This is a genomic window from Arsenophonus endosymbiont of Apis mellifera, from assembly GCF_903968575.1.
Classification (GTDB): Bacteria; Pseudomonadota; Gammaproteobacteria; order Enterobacterales; family Enterobacteriaceae; genus Arsenophonus; species Arsenophonus apicola.
Map to the genome: position 1 here is coordinate 234,805 of NZ_CAJCFU010000060.1, position 16,494 is coordinate 251,298.

A 16,494-nucleotide genomic window follows, 5' to 3' on the forward strand; every position below is an offset into this window, starting at 1 on the left:
AGCAAAAATAGATTTAAACAATTGTGCACAAAATTAAATACCCAAGGTACAATTAGCATTATCAGTAAATCGCAATAACACATAGAATTAAATGGAGAGAATCTAATGAGCCCATTGAAAGCCGGTGATAAGGCCCCTCAATTTAGCCTTCCTGACCAAGATGGCGAAATAATCAATTTATCTGATTATCTTGGTCAACGAGTTTTGATTTATTTCTATCCCAAAGCAATGACTCCCGGTTGTACAATACAAGCTTGTGGATTACGTGACGAATGGGATAAATTTAAACAAATGGGTGTCGCAGTCTTTGGCATCAGCACTGATAAACCAGAAAAGTTATTACGTTTCGCTGAAAAAGAGATGCTAGAATTTACATTACTATCGGATCACAAGCACGAGGTTGCGGAAAAATTCGGAGTATGGGGAGCAAAGCAGTTTATGGGAAAAACGTTTGATGGTATTCATCGTGTTAGTTTTTTGATTAATAGCAAAGGTGAGATTGAGCATGTGTTTGACAAATTCAAAACCGCGGATCACCATCAAATTGTACTGGACTATCTTAATACTCATCCGTGATTAAAATCGATTGTTAATTGCCCTTGCATGTTTTGCTGGCAATTAACAATTAAACACTATTTTTCAGTTACTAGATTATCTTCCGGCCAAACATGCATTACGGCTTTAATTAACGTTGCCAGTGGAATGGCAAAAAATACGCCCCAAAAGCCCCAAAGCCCACCAAAGACCACGACAGATAAAATAATAACGAGTGGATGTAAATTAACCGCTTCAGAAAATAGAATCGGCACCAGTAAGTTGCCATCGAGCCCTTGAACAATCAAATACGCGATAAGTAAAGTCCAAAAATCGGGTCCAATAACCCATTGAAAAAGCGCAACCAATACGACAGGAATAGTAACCACCACCGCACCAATGTAAGGTATCAAGACAGAAATACCAACAAGTACTGACAGAAATAGCGAGTAGCGCAAACCCAAAAAAGCAAAGGCGATATAAGTACAGATACCGACAATAACCATTTCAATAACTTTACCACGGATATAGTTAGTGATCTGTTGGTTCATTTCCTGCCAAACTTGTCCGACTAATAACCGATCACGAGGTAAAATACGTTGTAATCCACGTATCATTCTAGTCTTGTCTTTTAGCAGAAAAAATACCATTAACGGCACTAAAACCAGATATATTGCGATGGTAATAATGCCAATAAGTGAGGCAACAGAGTACTTAACGACAGATTCACCTAAATCCGATAAACGACCGCGTAAATTATCCGCAATCATATCAATAATACCCGCATCGACCAAAGCGGGATAACGTTCAGGTAATGCTTTAGCATATTCATTAAAGCTATTAACCATTGAAGGTAAATCAAATAATAAATTCATTCCTTGCTGCCAGACAATGGGGACAATAATTAAAAAAACCATGGCACTAATACCCATAAATATTGTCAGCACAATGGACGCCGCCGCCAGCCTTGATAAGCCTAACCTACCTAGTTTTGCGTTGGCCATTCAAGTAAATAAGCCAACACAATAGCAACTAATAAAGGAGCTAAAATATCATGAAAAAAGAATATGATACAAAAACCGATAATCAAGCTGATAAACAATGCAACGACCTGAGGATCAGAAAATCTTCGACGATACCATTGCAAAAACATCTCCAGCATATATTCACTCCTGAATGTGGTAAATTAGCCTTTTAATCCACGAAATTATACCAATTGACAGATTATCCAGTAAGGTTTGCTATCATAAAAAATATCATTTAATAACATAATCAATCGTAAGGGATACTTCCGGTTTATGAATACAAAATTTACTAAACCACTCATTACTCTTGTAATAACAATAATGTTAGCAGTTCCAATGCAACCTGTTTATACCGCTGTTGACGATAATCTGCCTGATATTGGTACCACAGCAGGCGGTACATTAACTATTGATCAAGAGATCATTATTGGTGACGCACTAACACGCCAATTAAGTGCTAGCTCACCACTTATTTACGATCCCTTATTGAATCAATATATCAATCACCTCGGCATGCGTTTAGTAAAAAATGCCCACTCAGTAAAACCACCGTTCCATTTTTATCTGATAAATAACCCTAATATTAATGCCTATGCTTATTTTGGTGGCAATGTCGTCCTCCATTCGGCCCTTTTTCGCTATAGCCAAAATGAAAGTCAACTGGCCTCAGTGATCGCCCACGAAATTTCTCATGTAACACAAAGACACCTTGCTCGTATGCTAGAAGATCGTGAACGAAATGCACCATTAGCCTGGATAGGCGCGATTGGTTCAGCACTGCTAGTGATGGCTAATCCACAAGCAGGTATTGCGGCTTTGACGGGAACCTTAGCAGGAGTGCAACAAGGTATAATAAGCTTTACGCAATCTAACGAGCAAGAAGCCGATCGAATTGGTATACAAACTTTACGTCGTGCCGGCTTCGATCCACGCGCTATGTCTGACTTTATGCGAATTTTAGCCGATCAGAGCCGTTATATGTCAAAACCACCTGAGATGCTATTAACCCATCCATTACCAGATAGTCGTTTAGCTGATGCATTAAATCGTTCAAATCAATACCCGAAAGTTAATCTCCCTCCGTCACTGGATTTTATGCTGGCTCGAGTGCGCATTCTTGCCATGTATACTGATGGGCAACAACCTATCCTTGAACAAATTTTATCACAATATAGCCAGGGTGGTACTAAAGAAAGAATGGCAGCTGATTATGGTTATGCACTAAGACTTAATGAAGATAAAAAATATCAGGCCGCCGGTAATATTGTGAACTTACTTTTAGCTAAACAACCCGCTAATCCCTGGTTTATTGATCTAATGACTGATATTGATATAGGGTTAAATCAACCACTAAAGGCGATTTCTCGTTTACAAAGTGCACTAACCAAAACCCCAAATGACCCAGTGTTACAAATAAATCTAGCTAATGCCTATATTGCCAATAAACAGTATGAACAAGGCAGTCAATTGTTGCGTAAATATACCTTCGATAACCCGAATGACTTAAATGGTTGGACTTTACTGGCAGGAGTTTCAGCTAAACAAGCTAAGCGAAGTGAAGAGTTAGCCGCTTATGCTGAAGGAATGGCTTTGCAAGGTAATTATAATACCGCCATTCAATATCTTACAGATGCCAGCCGACTAACAAAAACCGGTAGTTATGATCAAGCCAGATATGATGCACGCATTGATGCACTTCGCCAGTTACAAATCCGTGATAAACAATTACAAAAACGCTAAGGAACTGATCCTATGTCTCAACAAGTGACAATTTACCATAATCCTCGTTGCTCAAAAAGCCGGCAAACTCTACAACTATTAGAAGATATGGGGATTAAACCACGCATCATTGAATATCTTAAAACACCACCAACTATAGATAGCTTAAAAACCTTACTTTCACAATTAGGTTTCACTGATCCGCGTCAATTGATGAGGAGCAATGAAACAGTATATCAAACGCTTAATTTATCTGACCGCGCGTTATCAGACGAGATGTTACTCCAAGCAATGCATGCTAATCCGATATTGATAGAGAGACCGATCGTTGTTGTCAATGGGCATGCTCAACTAGGTCGACCACCAGAATTAGTAAAAAAACTATTTAAATAGCCTGCTATCTTGAAGAGGTAAAACAAGTTTACCTCTTAAATTAGAGCTTAAGAATATCCTTAACAAAGGGAATGGTCAGTTTGCGCTGCGCAACAATCGAAGCATGATCTAACTCATTTAACATAGTAAATAATGTGCGGGTTTTTCTATCTAAACGCTTTAATACAAAACGACTAACCTCTTCAGATAAGTCAAAACCACGTAATTTAGCGCGTAATTGGAGTGCCTGGATCTTATCTTCATCACTAAGTGGATGAAGTTTATAGATCTGCCCCCAATCAAGTCTGGAGGCTAAATCAGGTAAAGTTAAATCAATCAATCTTGGCGGCCTATCGCCGGTGATCAATAAACAGCTTTTACCATTTTCCAAGATACGATTATATAAATTAAAAAGTGCTATTTCCCACTCTTCATCATCGGCAATACAATGAACATTATCAATGCAAACCAGCGCTAAATGCTCCATACCATCTAAAACATCAGGAACAAAATAGCTACGTTTATCCAGTGGAACATAGCCAACTGCCTCACCCTTTTGTGACAATTCAGTACATGCAGCATGTAATAAATGGCTTTTGCCACTACCTTCTTGCTGAGACCAAAAATAAATATAGCTACTATGGAATTGATTAATAGCAGATTTAATGGCCGCTAATAAAATACTATTTTCGCCAGTAATAAAACTGGCAAAGGTTTCATCATCAGGCGTAGATAAAGGTAATGAAAGCTGCGACGGCGTATTCAGAAGCACCTCTTTCTGTATAGATAAGAAAACACATACAGCTTAACACAAAAGTTGTAATTAGATGAACTTAAACAATATCATCCAATGAAACTAGCAATCTAGCTATTATTGCAATAAAAATAGCTATTTTTTAATCGGATCAACCGACTCAAGCTTAGTGGTTATATAAGTTTTTTCTGGCCGAATAATATTAATCAGGCGAAAAACTAACGACATAATAATACCGATAATGGTAGCAAGCGCCATCCCCTTCAACTCAGCGGCACCAATATGGATTGTGGCACCACTTACCCCAATAATAAGAATAACTGAAGTCAATATTAAGTTTTGTGGCTTATTATAGTCTACTCGAGAATCAATTAATACTCGGATACCTGATGCCGCGATAACACCATAAAGTAATAAGGAAACGCCCCCCATCACTGGAACTGGGATAAGCTGAATTGTAGCGGCTAATTTACCTACACAGGAAAGCATAATAGCTAAGATTGCCGCGCCACCAATTACCCAGGTGCTATATACTTTAGTGATCGCCATCACCCCAATATTTTCACCATAGGTGGTATTCGGTGTTGAACCAAAAAATCCTGAAATGGTGGTTGATAAACCATTGGCAAACATTGAACGGTGTAAACCGGGATCTTTTAATAAATCTCGCCCAACAATATTCGCGGTTACCACCAAATGACCCACATGTTCCGCAATAACAACTAGCGCAGCAGGCAAAATAGTCAAAATAGCAAACCACTCAAATCGTGGAGAATAAAATGTGGGTAATGCAAACCATGGCGCGCTAATAACCGGAGTTAAATCAACTTTTCCCATTAAAAATGCGAGTAGATAACCGGCAATCACACCAATTAAAATAGGAATAATCGCTAAGAAGCCGCGAAAAACTACCGAACATAAAATGGTCACGATCAACGTCACCACTGAAATAATCAGATTGCTTGAATCAACCGCTATATCCGCTTTAGGTAAAAGTCCTGCCATGCCAGCCGCCGTTTGCGCTAATTCCAGACCAATAACAGCCACAATCGCGCCCATCGCTGCAGGAGGAAAGATTATATTGATCCAATTTCTACCGGCTATTTTTACAATCAGTGATACCAAGCAAAAAAGTAGTCCACAAACAATAAATCCGCCCAATGCTAACTCATAACCAAGGGGTAATAACAATAAAACTGGCGAAATAAAAGCAAAGCTTGAGCCCAGATAAGCAGGAATACGCCCCCGACAAATAATCAAATAGAGCAATGTACCAATGCCATTAAACAATAAAACGGTTGCAGGGTTGATGTTAAATAAAATGGGAACTAATACTGTCGCACCAAACATAGCAAACAGATGCTGAAAACTTAATGGAATGGTTTCTCTTAGCGGCGGCCTTTCTGCTACGCCAATTACGCGGCGGGTCATTAACAATATCCTCTCAATAACTAATAATTGATATATTATTACTCATCAAAACTGATCAATAAAGCCCACCTTTTAATATTTTAATTTCATAACAGAAAATTGTATCAAATATTAAGTAAGCTCTGGTAAGATAAAAACCATTTCTTAGGACTAATCACCAAGAAAAAACAAAATTTATTGTAATAAAGATAGCAAGATTAACCCTTAATTTTTTGAATTTTAACTTATCATCTGAAGATATAAAAAGTATTATTCAAGTTAAATTTGCTCTACTTTCTGATTGGTTAAAACAAAACAATACTAAAGTAGAAAATAATAACTATTCGCTGTGTTTTAATTAATATACTTTACTACTTTGATTACAAAATCAAAAAATGCCAATGATTTTCTTATATCATAATTAATTATACATAGTATATTAAAATTAAATAATAATATAGGTTATCTAGTTAGTTTCAGGAGAATAACCATTACCGTTTTATTTAATAAAATTATGACAATATATTTTAAATTAGCGGATAAAAAATTTTTAAAAAAATTAGACTCAATAAATTATAAAATGGATTATTTTAATTAAAGGAATCTTTATGATAAATACAAATAAATTTAATAATATCGATAATTCTATTGATACATCAAAATATAGTGATGAAAATATTAGTCATTTATTAGGTTGTGCTGAAATATTTGGTCAAGGAAAGGAAAAAGCTATCCAAGATGATCATCTATGGAATGAAAATAGTGATAGAGAAACAAATGCCAAAAAACTGGCCGCTTCACCGACAAATTTCGTTACCACAATAATAACCAATATCCGTGACCAAGCAAAATGGGCGCCGACTAATTCATTAGATAATGCATCGCTTTATTTAAGAAACTACTTAGATTATCTCTATCAAATTAGAACCTTTAACTATATTTTAAATTTTAATAGCCGTTCAGGCAGCTTCCAAACGACTAATCCTCACCACTTAGCCGAACATATTATTGCCACGCATAAATTTATTGACAATAATGAACGTGCCAATTTAACCAAAGAGTTAGCAACCAATCTAACCAATTTTGTAAAATTTAATGAAGAGGATCATAATTTTATTCAGTTTATTGAACCAGTAATAAAAGCAGACAATCAAGCTAAACTATTTTATTACAGTCTGTATTCTAATCTCGCTTCCGGCTATAATTTTAATTATGTCGCCCAAGAATTTGTTTTTGATCCCAATAAACTGACGGTAGAAAATGCCAAAATTGAATTAAATAAAAAATATGAAGGACTAAAACGTTGGTTGGATAAAAATAGAGCGAAAAAAACGCCAAAAAATTAACTGATTAAATTTAAAATAATAATCTTGATGCTTAATAAGATTGGTATCGCTAGCCAATCTTATTTTTTTCAATGACTATCATTAATAAAAAATAACTTGAACAATAAAGGTTATTTAGTACCAAATATCTTATCGCCCGCATCACCTAAACCAGGAACAATATAACCATGTTCATCCAAATGGTCATCAATCGCTGCCGTATAAAGTTCAACATCCGGGTGGGCAGCTTCTAGAGCTTTAATACCTTCGGGAACGGCAACTAATACCAATATTTTGATAACCTGACAGCCTGCTTGTTTAAGTAAATCAATCGTGGCAATCATTGAACCACCGGTGGCCAACATCGGATCAACAACCAATGCCATGCGTTCATTAATATTTGAAGCCAGCTTTTGAAAATATGAAATAGGCTCCAGCGTCTTTTCATCACGATAAACACCTACAACACTTATCCGGGCGCTAGGAATATTTTCCAATACCCCATCCATCATTCCCAATCCAGCACGCAAGATTGGCACAACGGTAATTTTTTTTCCTTTGATTTGCTCGATATTTACCTGACCACACCAACCTTCTATTGCAATTGTCTCGGTTTCTAAGTTAGCTGTTGCTTCATAAGTTAAAAGACTGCCCACTTCTGAGGCCAATTCACGAAAACGTTTAGTACTAATATCTTTATCCCGCAATAAACCCAATTTATGTTTAACTAACGGGTGTTTCACCTCAACGATTTTCACGCTACTCTCCTTCAGTAAAAACTATCTACAAATAAAAAATTAGCAGATTATAGCGCTTTTTCTGCCCTCTTCCACTGCTAGATCATGGTTTTCTATGCCTGAAGTTCTTTTTACACACTTTTGCACTATATAATCAAAACCCATAAAGGGTCTCGCAAACGTTTGCTTAGGCTGGTAGAATTATCGCTGTTTCCATCTATTTTACTAAATGCAATCGCCTTGGGAGCTTGCTGTGACAGATAAAATTTCTCTCAGCTATAAAGATGCTGGTGTCAATATCGATGCAGGTAATACACTGGTCGAACGTATTAAAGGGGCTGTTAAAGAAACCCGCCGCCCGGAAGTAATGGGGGGATTAGGCGGATTTGGCGCACTGTGTGCCTTACCACAAAAGTATCGTGAGCCAATATTAGTTTCAGGTACAGATGGTGTCGGAACCAAACTGCGATTAGCAATGGACTTAAAACGCCATGATACCATTGGCATTGATCTAGTTGCCATGTGCGTTAATGATCTGATTGTTCAAGGTGCGGAACCCCTCTTTTTTCTCGATTATTATGCAACCGGTAAACTAGATGTGGACATAGCTAGCAGTGTGATCAAAAGCATTGCCGCAGGCTGTAAACAATCAGGTTGTGCCTTGGTGGGTGGTGAAACAGCAGAGATGCCGGGTATGTATCATGGTGAAGATTATGACATAGCCGGTTTTTGTGTTGGTGTGGTTGAAAAAACAAAAATTATTGATGGTAGCAAAGTTAAAGCTGGCGATGTCATTATTGCTTTAGGCTCTAGCGGCCCCCATTCCAATGGCTATTCATTAATTAGAAAAATTTTACAACTAAGCCAAATAGATCCAGTCACAATACAATTAGAAAATAAGTCACTGGCGGATCATTTATTAGCCCCAACACGCATTTATGTTAAAAATATTCTAGCATTAATTGAAAAAGTGAATATACATGCCATTGCTCATATAACAGGTGGCGGTTTTTGGGAAAATATTCCACGTGTTTTACCAGCAAATACCCAAGCACAGATTGATGGTGCTAGCTGGCAATGGCCAGCCATATTTAGTTGGTTACAACAAACGGGTAATGTAACTACCCATGAAATGTACCGCACCTTTAATTGTGGTGTTGGCATGTTAATTATAATACCCGCAAAAGAAGTCTCCGACACATTACAACTGCTTAATCAACTAGGTGAAAATGCTTGGCAAATAGGTAAAATTGTCGCGATTAACGCGAATGAACCGCAGGTGACAATTAGCAAATGAAAAATCTCGTGGTATTAATTTCTGGCAATGGCAGTAATTTACAAGCCATTATTGATGCTTGCAAAAAACAAACTATTGCCGCACAAATTAGTGCGGTTTTCAGTGATAATCGAACTGCTTATGGTTTAGAACGGGCTAAGCAAGCCGCGATCCCAACCGTTGTGCTGCCAAAAGCAGATTACGCCGATAACCATACATATAATGTATCACTTATGGCCGAGATAGCACAATATCAGCCAGATCTGATTGTATTGGCTGGTTATATGCGCATTCTCACACCACGCTTTGTCAGCCATTATTTAGGCAAAATAATTAATATTCATCCTTCTCTATTGCCTAAATACCCAGGATTGGATACCCACCGTAAAGCGCTGGCTAATGGTGATAAAGAGCATGGTACTTCAATTCATTTTGTCACCGAGAAATTGGATGCAGGCCCGATTATTTTACAAGCCAAAGTGCCTATTTTTGCTGAAGATCAACCACAAGATATTATTGCGCGTGTTCAAACACAAGAGCATCGTATTTATCCGTTAGTCATTAATTGGTTTGTTAAAGGTCGATTAGCGATGGTTAATAATTCAGCTTTCCTGGATGGTTGTAAACTACCTGAACACGGTTATGCCAATGATGAAGATTAGTATTATTGCTTACTTTGTGATGCCATAGGCATCACAATTCTGTATACTAATATTGCCCCATACTTATACCAATTCTAATTGATTAATTTTATAAGAATAATCAACCAATACTTAACGAATTAGTTATCGAAAACTGAGTTTATTGCTAAAATATAGTTGCTCTTATTTATCACTTAGCTTGATTCTGCTATTTTTGACTGACCAGAGTAACTAAAAATACAGAACATCCATAGTGACTATTTTTATATGCTAAGTTTTACTCGCAATCGAGGTATCCAATGCCTACTGGCAAAAAAAACGAGTCGATTACACTACGACCCTTAGAACGTGAAGATCTCCCATTTGTCCATCAATTAGATAATAACGCCAGTGTCATGCGTTATTGGTTCGAAGAACCTTATGAAGCCTTTGTTGAATTAAGCGACCTGTATGATAAACACATTCATGATCAATTAGAACGTCGGTTCATTATTGAAAATGAAGGTACTAAAATTGGATTAATCGAATTAGTAGAAATAAATTACATTCATCGTCGAGCAGAAATTGGTATTATTATTGATCCGGCCTTTCAAGGTAAAGGATACGCTGCTATAGCCACTAACTTAGCGATGGATTATGCCTTTTCAGTCTTAAACCTCTATAAAGTCTACTTAATTGTGGATAAAGAAAATACCAAAGCGCTGCATATTTATAAAAAATTAGGTTTTCATATTGAAGGCGATCTGGTGGATGAATTTTTTTATTAATGGCAAATATCGCACTGTCATACGGATGAGTATTTTTCAACATCAATACAGTGAAATGAAAAAAAAATCCCTACTAGAGAGCAATAAAATATCTGAAAAATCATTAGTAATCAGATAAGCTGGTAAGTATCAATATCCTATATTACTAAATAACAATATTGGTTATGGAGTAAAGATGTCTCAAGATCGACTCTATATAGAAAAAGAGATCAGTTGGCTATCATTCAATGAGCGAGTTTTGCAAGAAGCAGCAGATAAACGTAATCCGCTGATTGAACGTATGCGATTTTTGGGCATTTATTCCAATAACCTTGAGGAATTTTATAAAATTAGATTTGCCGATGTTAAGCGACGGATATTAATTAATGAAGAACAAGGAAGCGCATCCAGTTCACGCCAGCTACTAAAGAGAATAGAAAGCAAAGTTGCTAAGCTCGATCAAGAATTTGACTCACTGTATAACGAGCTGTTACTGGAAATGGCGCATAACCAAATTTTCCTCATTAACGAGCGGCAAATTTCACCGAACCAACAAATTTGGTTACGTCAATTTTTTCGCCAACAACTTCGTCAACATATTACGCCTATCTTGATCACACCAGAAACAGATTTAGTTGAATTTCTAAAAGATGACTATACCTATTTAGCCGTTGAGATTATCCAAGGGCAAAATATTCAATATGCTTTACTCGAAATTCCGGCGGGCAAACAGCCTCGATTTATTCATTTACCGCCTGAAATGCCAAAACGCAGGAAGTCAATGATCCTGCTAGATAATATTTTGCGTTATTGTCTAGACGAAATATTTAAAGGCTTTTTTGACTATGACCAATTAAACGCCTACGCTATGAAAATGACGCGCGATGCGGAATATGATTTAACTACTGAGATGGAATCCAGCATGCTAGAGTTGATGTCATCCAGTTTAAAACAGCGACTTAATGCCGAACCTGTTCGTTTTGTTTATCAACGCAACATGCCTGATGAAATGGTCGAACTACTGAGAAAAAAACTCGGACTATCTAATGATGATTCGGTTATTGCGGGTGGCCGTTATCATAATTTTAAAGATTTCATTAAATTTCCGAATGAAGGTAATAAAAATTTACTTAATAAGCCATTGCCGCGCTTACGTCATCGTCGTTTTGATAACTTCCGTAATGGATTTGATGCCATCAGAGAAAAGGATGTTCTCCTCTACTATCCTTATTACACTTTTGAACATACGATAGAATTATTACGGCAAGCCTCTTTTGATCCCAACGTGTTGACAATTAAAATCAATATTTATCGTGTAGCCAAGGATTCACGCATCATTGAATCGATGATTAATGCTGCTCACAACGGTAAAAAAGTCACCGTGGTGGTTGAATTACAAGCTAGATTTGATGAAGAGGCCAATATTCATTGGGCCAAGCATCTTACTGAAGCCGGAGTACATGTTATTTTCTCTGCACCTGGCCTGAAAATCCACGCTAAACTTTTTATTATTTCCCGCCTCGAACAAGGTGAAATTATTCGCTATGCCCATATTGGCACCGGCAATTTTAACGAAAAAACCGCTCGCCTTTATACCGATTATTCCTTATTAACGGCAAATCAACAAATTACCAATGAAGTAAGGCGGGTATTTAACTTTATTGAAAATCCTTACCGGCCCGTCAGTTTTGAAAATCTCATGGTTTCACCGCAAAATTCACGCACTCGGCTGACGCAACTGATCGAGCGGGAAATTACCAACGCTCAGGTGGGAAAAGCGGCCGCTATATTTTTAAAAATTAATAATTTAGACGACAAAGAGTTAATTAATCGTCTTTATGATGCCTCCAATGCTGGCGTAAAAATTCGCCTGCTGATCCGCGGCATGTGTTCACTGGTTCCTGGCCAAGCTAATTTTAGTGAAAATATTCAAGTTACTAGCATTGTTGACCGCTTTCTCGAACATGATAGAGTTTATGTATTTAGCAACAATGGTAACGAAGAAGTCTTTATCTCATCGGCTGACTGGATGACGCGCAATATCGATTTTCGTATTGAAGTCGCGGTTAAATTGGTTGATCAACAACTGAAACAGCGCGTGCTCGATATTCTTGAATTACAATTTAACGATACAGTTAAAGCTCGTTATATCGATAAAGAGTTAACTAATCGTTACGTACCACGTGGTAATAAACGCAAAATCCAAGCCCAACTTGCCGTCTACGATTATTTAAAATCACTTGAACATCCCGAGACAAGAGCTTAATACTATGCCATTAACTAAACCTTCAGCATCAAGGCCGATGGAAATTGCTGCCATTGATCTAGGCTCTAATAGCTTTCATATGATTGTGGCACGAATTGTTAATGGTGCTCTACAGATTTTAACCCGTATTAAAAAACGCGTTCATCTGGCTGACGGCTTAGATGAGCATAACAAATTAAGCGAAGAGTCAATTCAGCGTGCCTTAACATGTTTAGCACTTTTTGCTGAACGTTTACAAGGCTTTAGCGCAGATAATGTCTGTATTGTTGGCACCCATGCCTTACGAGAAGCGGTTAACGTCAAAGCGTTTTTGCAACGCGCTAAAGCCATTATCCCCTATCCAATTGAAATTATTTCAGGCCAAGAAGAGGCGCGACTTATTTTTATGGGTGTAGAACATACCCAGCCAGAAAAGGGCCGCAAGTTGGTGATTGATGTTGGTGGTGGATCAACGGAACTCATTATTGGCGAAGATTTTAAGCCTGTATTAATGGAAAGCCGTAAAATGGGATGCATTAGTTATGGCCGTCAATTTTTTGCCAATAATATCATTAATGAAACCAATTTTGTGCGTGCCTATTTTGCTAGCCAGCAAAAACTGGAAAATCTTGCTTGCCAATATAAAATGAAAGGTTGGGACTGTGCCTTTGGCGCTTCAGGAACCATAAAAGCAATCCATGAGGTACTTTGTCAGTTGGGTGACTCAGATGGCATCATTACCCCTGAACGCTTAGCTAAATTAAAGAAATTAGTACTAAAGTATAAAAATTTTAAATCCCTCGATCTACCTGGCTTATCGGCAGAGCGTGCTCATGTTTTTGTTCCGGGATTGGCCATTTTATGTGGTATATTTGATTCTCTACAGATCAAACAATTATCTCTGTCTGACGGCGCTTTGCGTGAAGGAGTTCTATATGAAATGGAAGGGCGTTTTCGTCATCAAGACATTCGCCAGCGTACTGCATTAAGTTTAGCTGAACACTATAATATTGATCATGAACAAACCCAGCGAGTGTCAAAAACCATCGAAATTCTATATCAACAATGGGCCAAACAAAATCCCAAGTTAGCTAACCCACAATTGAAAGTGTTACTTATCTGGGCCGCTATGCTGCATGAGGTAGGATTAAATATAAATCATAATGGCTTACACCGTCATTCTGCCTATATTTTACACAATACCAATCTGCCGGGATTTAACCAAGAGCAACAGTTATTACTGGCAACATTGGTGAGATATCATAAAAAAAGCATTAAATCGGAAGATATTCCTAAGTTAAATCTGTTTAAGAAAAAACAATTTTTACCGATGATCCAACTTTTACGGTTGGCTACTCTTCTTAACAATCAACGTCAATCAACAACAACGCCAAATTCACTGCGTTTAAAAACCGATCAAAGTCATTGGACGCTCTACTTCCCTTCTCACTATTTACAGCAAAATGCGTTAATGCTGCTAGATTTAGAAAAAGAACAAAAATACTGGCAAGAGGTACCTGGTTGGAAATTAAAAATTAAAGAGGAATCTACTTGATATTTTGGTATTATAAAAAATAAAATTTACCAAATATAAATCTAATTTAATTGCTTAATTTCTATCGGATAACTTATCTATCCTAATGCTGATAGTAGTTGTTAAAACAATGTGTGCATTTAATCAAAAGTTTTATAAATGATAATACCTGATAATAGGTTACGACTATTAGTATTTAAGGATAACCATGTCTCAACCAGCCTCTTCATCAAATATTACCTCACTTATTAATCCACATTCCCAAAAGCTGGCTCAAATTAGGCAAGATATTTTAACGCTTTTTATGGAAAATGAAGAGGCGATTAAAATATTAGCCACCCAACATGGCAAACAACAAAGCTCATCAAGCGTAAAACAAGATCAAAAAATCACCCAAATTAAATCACTATTGCATGCCTTACATGCAGCAGATATTGCTGATCTATTAGAGATGTTACCTTATGATGAACGCTCATCGTTATGGTATTTAATCGATAATAATATACGCGGTCAGGTATTAGTTGAGGCGTCAACCTCAGTCTGGGAAAGTTTACTAAAAAACATGTCAGATAGAGAATTGCTACGTGCTGTGGCTAATCTACATGTTGACGAACAAGCCTATATCGCCGAACATTTACCTCGCGATACAATGCGTCGCTTATTGACTTATCTTGATCCCAGTCTACGTAATCAGATCCGTGAAGTCCTGCAATATCCTAAAGATAGCGTGGGCCAAATGATGGATTTTGAATTTATTACCGTTAGACCTAACGTTAGCCTGAAAACCGTTCAACGCTATCTACGGCAACGTGGCAATATTCCTGAAGCAACCGATAAAATTTTTATTGTTGATATACAAAATCGCTTACAGGGGGAATTGCCATTAACGACGATTTTAACCGCACCACCGACAAAAACTGTGGCTGATGTGATGAAAACCGCTACAGTAAGCTTCTTGCCCGAGGAAAAAGCAGAAGACGCCGCAAGTGCTTTTGAACGATACGATTTGATCTCCGCTGCTGTGGTTGATAATAATGGTTTATTAATGGGACGCCTAACAGTTGAAGATATAGTTGATAATCTTAATGAAGAGAGTGATAGCAATATTCGTCGCATGGGAGGATTAAGTCCTGAAGAAGATGTTTTTGCCCCGGTCGGGCAAGCGGTAAAAACTCGCTGGACTTGGCTTGCCGTTAACCTATGTACCGCTTTTATCGCTTCACGGGTGATTGGCGTTTTTGAAAATACCATTTCACAACTTGTCGCGCTGGCAACATTAATGCCTATTGTAGCTGGCATTGGTGGCAATACAGGCAATCAGACTATCACTATGATTGTGCGGGCAATTGCCTTGCATCAGATCCAGACTGGTAATTTCTCATTTCTCTTACTGAGAGAGTTAGGGGTAGCCTTAATTAATGGTATTGTCTGGGGCGGCATTATGGGCATCATCACCTATTTACTTTATGGTAACCTAGAGATGGGCGCGGTGATGACATTAGCCATGATACTGAACTTAATGATGGCCGCGTTAATGGGCGTTATTATCCCATTAATTATGGTCAAACTAGGTCGAGATCCGGCCATTGGCTCAAGTGTAATGATAACCGCAATTACTGATACCGGCGGCTTCTTTATTTTCTTAGGCTTAGCAACCCTTTTTCTCATTTAAATCGCTAGCGCTAATCTATTATTGCAACATTAGAATAGCGCCATAAACCCCAATTTATTAAATAGCTTTTCCATCTCAATCTATTTAAATTAATAAGCAAATTTTTCTCTATATATGAGTGCTAATATCACAATTTAATCTATTTATATTGCTAAAAAAATATAGATAACTAGTTAAATCCCATTCTTGGTTTTGCGAGTTATCGATTTAATTAAAAGCTAATAACCCAATATTTATCCTATTTAAAGCTCATTCAAAGTGAGATATTATAATATCTGCTATTAATGTTTATTTAGAAAATGATGATAAAAATAGAAGATATTTGTTATAACTTCTAGATCATGAATAGATAATGATTTCTGCTTAATAAAATACCATTATTGCATTAATCTTTGCTGATTTAAAAAATAAAACCAATCACCAAATTTTACCTATTGTTAGAATAATTTATCCAGCATTCGAATACACTATTTTGCCTGTAAATAAAATAAAAAGGATAAAAAC

The 16,494-nt window shown here is 37.2% G+C and carries 11 protein-coding genes and 3 pseudogenes; 10 read left to right on the top strand and 4 right to left on the bottom strand.

Features of this window, described 5'->3' with window-relative positions; translation table 11 throughout:
* Positions 1 to 105: 105 nt before the first annotated feature.
* A complete protein-coding gene (bcp, locus tag H1X92_RS10110) occupies positions 106 to 576 on the top strand; it encodes a thioredoxin-dependent thiol peroxidase (RefSeq protein ID WP_180560017.1) in 471 nt (156 codons plus the stop codon).
* Between the two features lie 56 nt (positions 577 to 632).
* On the opposite strand, the pseudogene H1X92_RS10115 reads toward bcp, so the two are convergent.
* Positions 633 to 1,696: pseudogene (locus H1X92_RS10115) on the bottom strand (AI-2E family transporter).
* Positions 1,697 to 1,832: 136 nt separating this feature from the next.
* On the opposite strand from H1X92_RS10115, the gene H1X92_RS10120 reads away from it, so the two are divergent.
* Together H1X92_RS10120 and arsC are read left to right on the top strand one after the other, a co-directional pair.
* The gene (locus H1X92_RS10120) at positions 1,833 to 3,299 is read left to right on the top strand and encodes a tetratricopeptide repeat protein (RefSeq protein ID WP_180560018.1); all 1,467 of its coding nucleotides are present in this window, start codon (positions 1,833 to 1,835) and stop codon (positions 3,297 to 3,299) included.
* Between the two features lie 12 nt (positions 3,300 to 3,311).
* Positions 3,312 to 3,671 carry an arsenate reductase (glutaredoxin) gene (gene arsC / locus H1X92_RS10125; protein WP_180560019.1) on the top strand — a complete coding sequence of 120 codons (360 nt, stop codon included), beginning with the start codon at positions 3,312 to 3,314 and terminating at the stop codon, positions 3,669 to 3,671.
* A 40-nt stretch (positions 3,672 to 3,711) separates the two neighbouring features.
* Here the strand turns inward: arsC and hda are convergent, their stop codons facing one another.
* Both hda and uraA read right to left on the bottom strand, forming a co-directional pair.
* Positions 3,712 to 4,434: a DnaA inactivator Hda gene (gene hda / locus H1X92_RS10130; RefSeq protein WP_180560086.1), complete on the bottom strand. Its 723-nt coding sequence runs from the start codon at positions 4,432 to 4,434 to the stop codon at positions 3,712 to 3,714.
* 105 nt (positions 4,435 to 4,539) lie between these two features.
* The gene (gene uraA / locus H1X92_RS10135; protein WP_180560020.1) at positions 4,540 to 5,835 is read right to left on the bottom strand and encodes a uracil permease; all 1,296 of its coding nucleotides are present in this window, start codon (positions 5,833 to 5,835) and stop codon (positions 4,540 to 4,542) included.
* A 587-nt stretch (positions 5,836 to 6,422) separates the two neighbouring features.
* On the opposite strand from uraA, the gene H1X92_RS10140 reads away from it, so the two are divergent.
* Complete coding sequence (locus tag H1X92_RS10140) at positions 6,423 to 7,160, top strand: hypothetical protein (RefSeq protein ID WP_180560021.1); 738 nt, start codon at positions 6,423 to 6,425, stop codon at positions 7,158 to 7,160.
* 110 nt (positions 7,161 to 7,270) lie between these two features.
* Here H1X92_RS10140 and upp read toward each other — a convergent pair whose 3' ends face one another.
* Complete coding sequence (gene upp / locus H1X92_RS10145; protein ID WP_180560022.1) at positions 7,271 to 7,897, bottom strand: uracil phosphoribosyltransferase; 627 nt, start codon at positions 7,895 to 7,897, stop codon at positions 7,271 to 7,273.
* Between the two features lie 232 nt (positions 7,898 to 8,129).
* Between upp and purM the strand changes: the two genes are divergently transcribed.
* The 6 genes and pseudogenes from purM to mgtE all read left to right on the top strand — a co-directional run.
* On the top strand, positions 8,130 to 9,173 hold the full coding sequence (gene purM, locus H1X92_RS10150; protein WP_180560023.1) for a phosphoribosylformylglycinamidine cyclo-ligase: 1,044 nt from the start codon (positions 8,130 to 8,132) through the stop codon (positions 9,171 to 9,173).
* Positions 9,170 to 9,814, top strand: a complete 645-nt coding sequence (gene purN, locus H1X92_RS10155) for a phosphoribosylglycinamide formyltransferase (protein WP_180560024.1) — start codon at positions 9,170 to 9,172, stop codon at positions 9,812 to 9,814. The genes purM and purN overlap by 4 nt, the downstream gene beginning before the upstream one ends.
* Before the next feature lie 278 nt (positions 9,815 to 10,092).
* Positions 10,093 to 10,678, top strand: a pseudogene (speG, locus tag H1X92_RS10160) (spermidine N1-acetyltransferase).
* A gap of 57 nt (positions 10,679 to 10,735) precedes the next feature.
* The gene (ppk1, locus tag H1X92_RS10165; protein WP_180560025.1) at positions 10,736 to 12,805 is read left to right on the top strand and encodes a polyphosphate kinase 1; all 2,070 of its coding nucleotides are present in this window, start codon (positions 10,736 to 10,738) and stop codon (positions 12,803 to 12,805) included.
* Positions 12,806 to 12,809: 4 nt separating this feature from the next.
* Entirely contained in the window at positions 12,810 to 14,339 is a 1,530-nt protein-coding gene (ppx, locus tag H1X92_RS10170) for an exopolyphosphatase (RefSeq protein ID WP_180560026.1), read from the top strand.
* A gap of 364 nt (positions 14,340 to 14,703) precedes the next feature.
* Positions 14,704 to 15,990 (top strand): annotated as a pseudogene (mgtE, locus tag H1X92_RS10175) (magnesium transporter); the annotation flags it as partial.
* Between the last annotated feature and the right edge of the window lie 504 nt (positions 15,991 to 16,494).

Coding starts and splice junctions, on each gene's coding strand:
- bcp (WP_180560017.1), top strand. CDS start 106: ATGAGCCCATTGAAAGCCGGTGATAAGGCCCCTCAATTTAGCCTTCCT.
- H1X92_RS10120 (WP_180560018.1), top strand. CDS start 1,833: ATGAATACAAAATTTACTAAACCACTCATTACTCTTGTAATAACAATA.
- arsC (WP_180560019.1), top strand. CDS start 3,312: ATGTCTCAACAAGTGACAATTTACCATAATCCTCGTTGCTCAAAAAGC.
- uraA (WP_180560020.1), bottom strand. CDS start 5,835: ATGACCCGCCGCGTAATTGGCGTAGCAGAAAGGCCGCCGCTAAGAGAA.
- H1X92_RS10140 (WP_180560021.1), top strand. CDS start 6,423: ATGATAAATACAAATAAATTTAATAATATCGATAATTCTATTGATACA.
- purN (WP_180560024.1), top strand. CDS start 9,170: ATGAAAAATCTCGTGGTATTAATTTCTGGCAATGGCAGTAATTTACAA.
- ppk1 (WP_180560025.1), top strand. CDS start 10,736: ATGTCTCAAGATCGACTCTATATAGAAAAAGAGATCAGTTGGCTATCA.
- ppx (WP_180560026.1), top strand. CDS start 12,810: ATGCCATTAACTAAACCTTCAGCATCAAGGCCGATGGAAATTGCTGCC.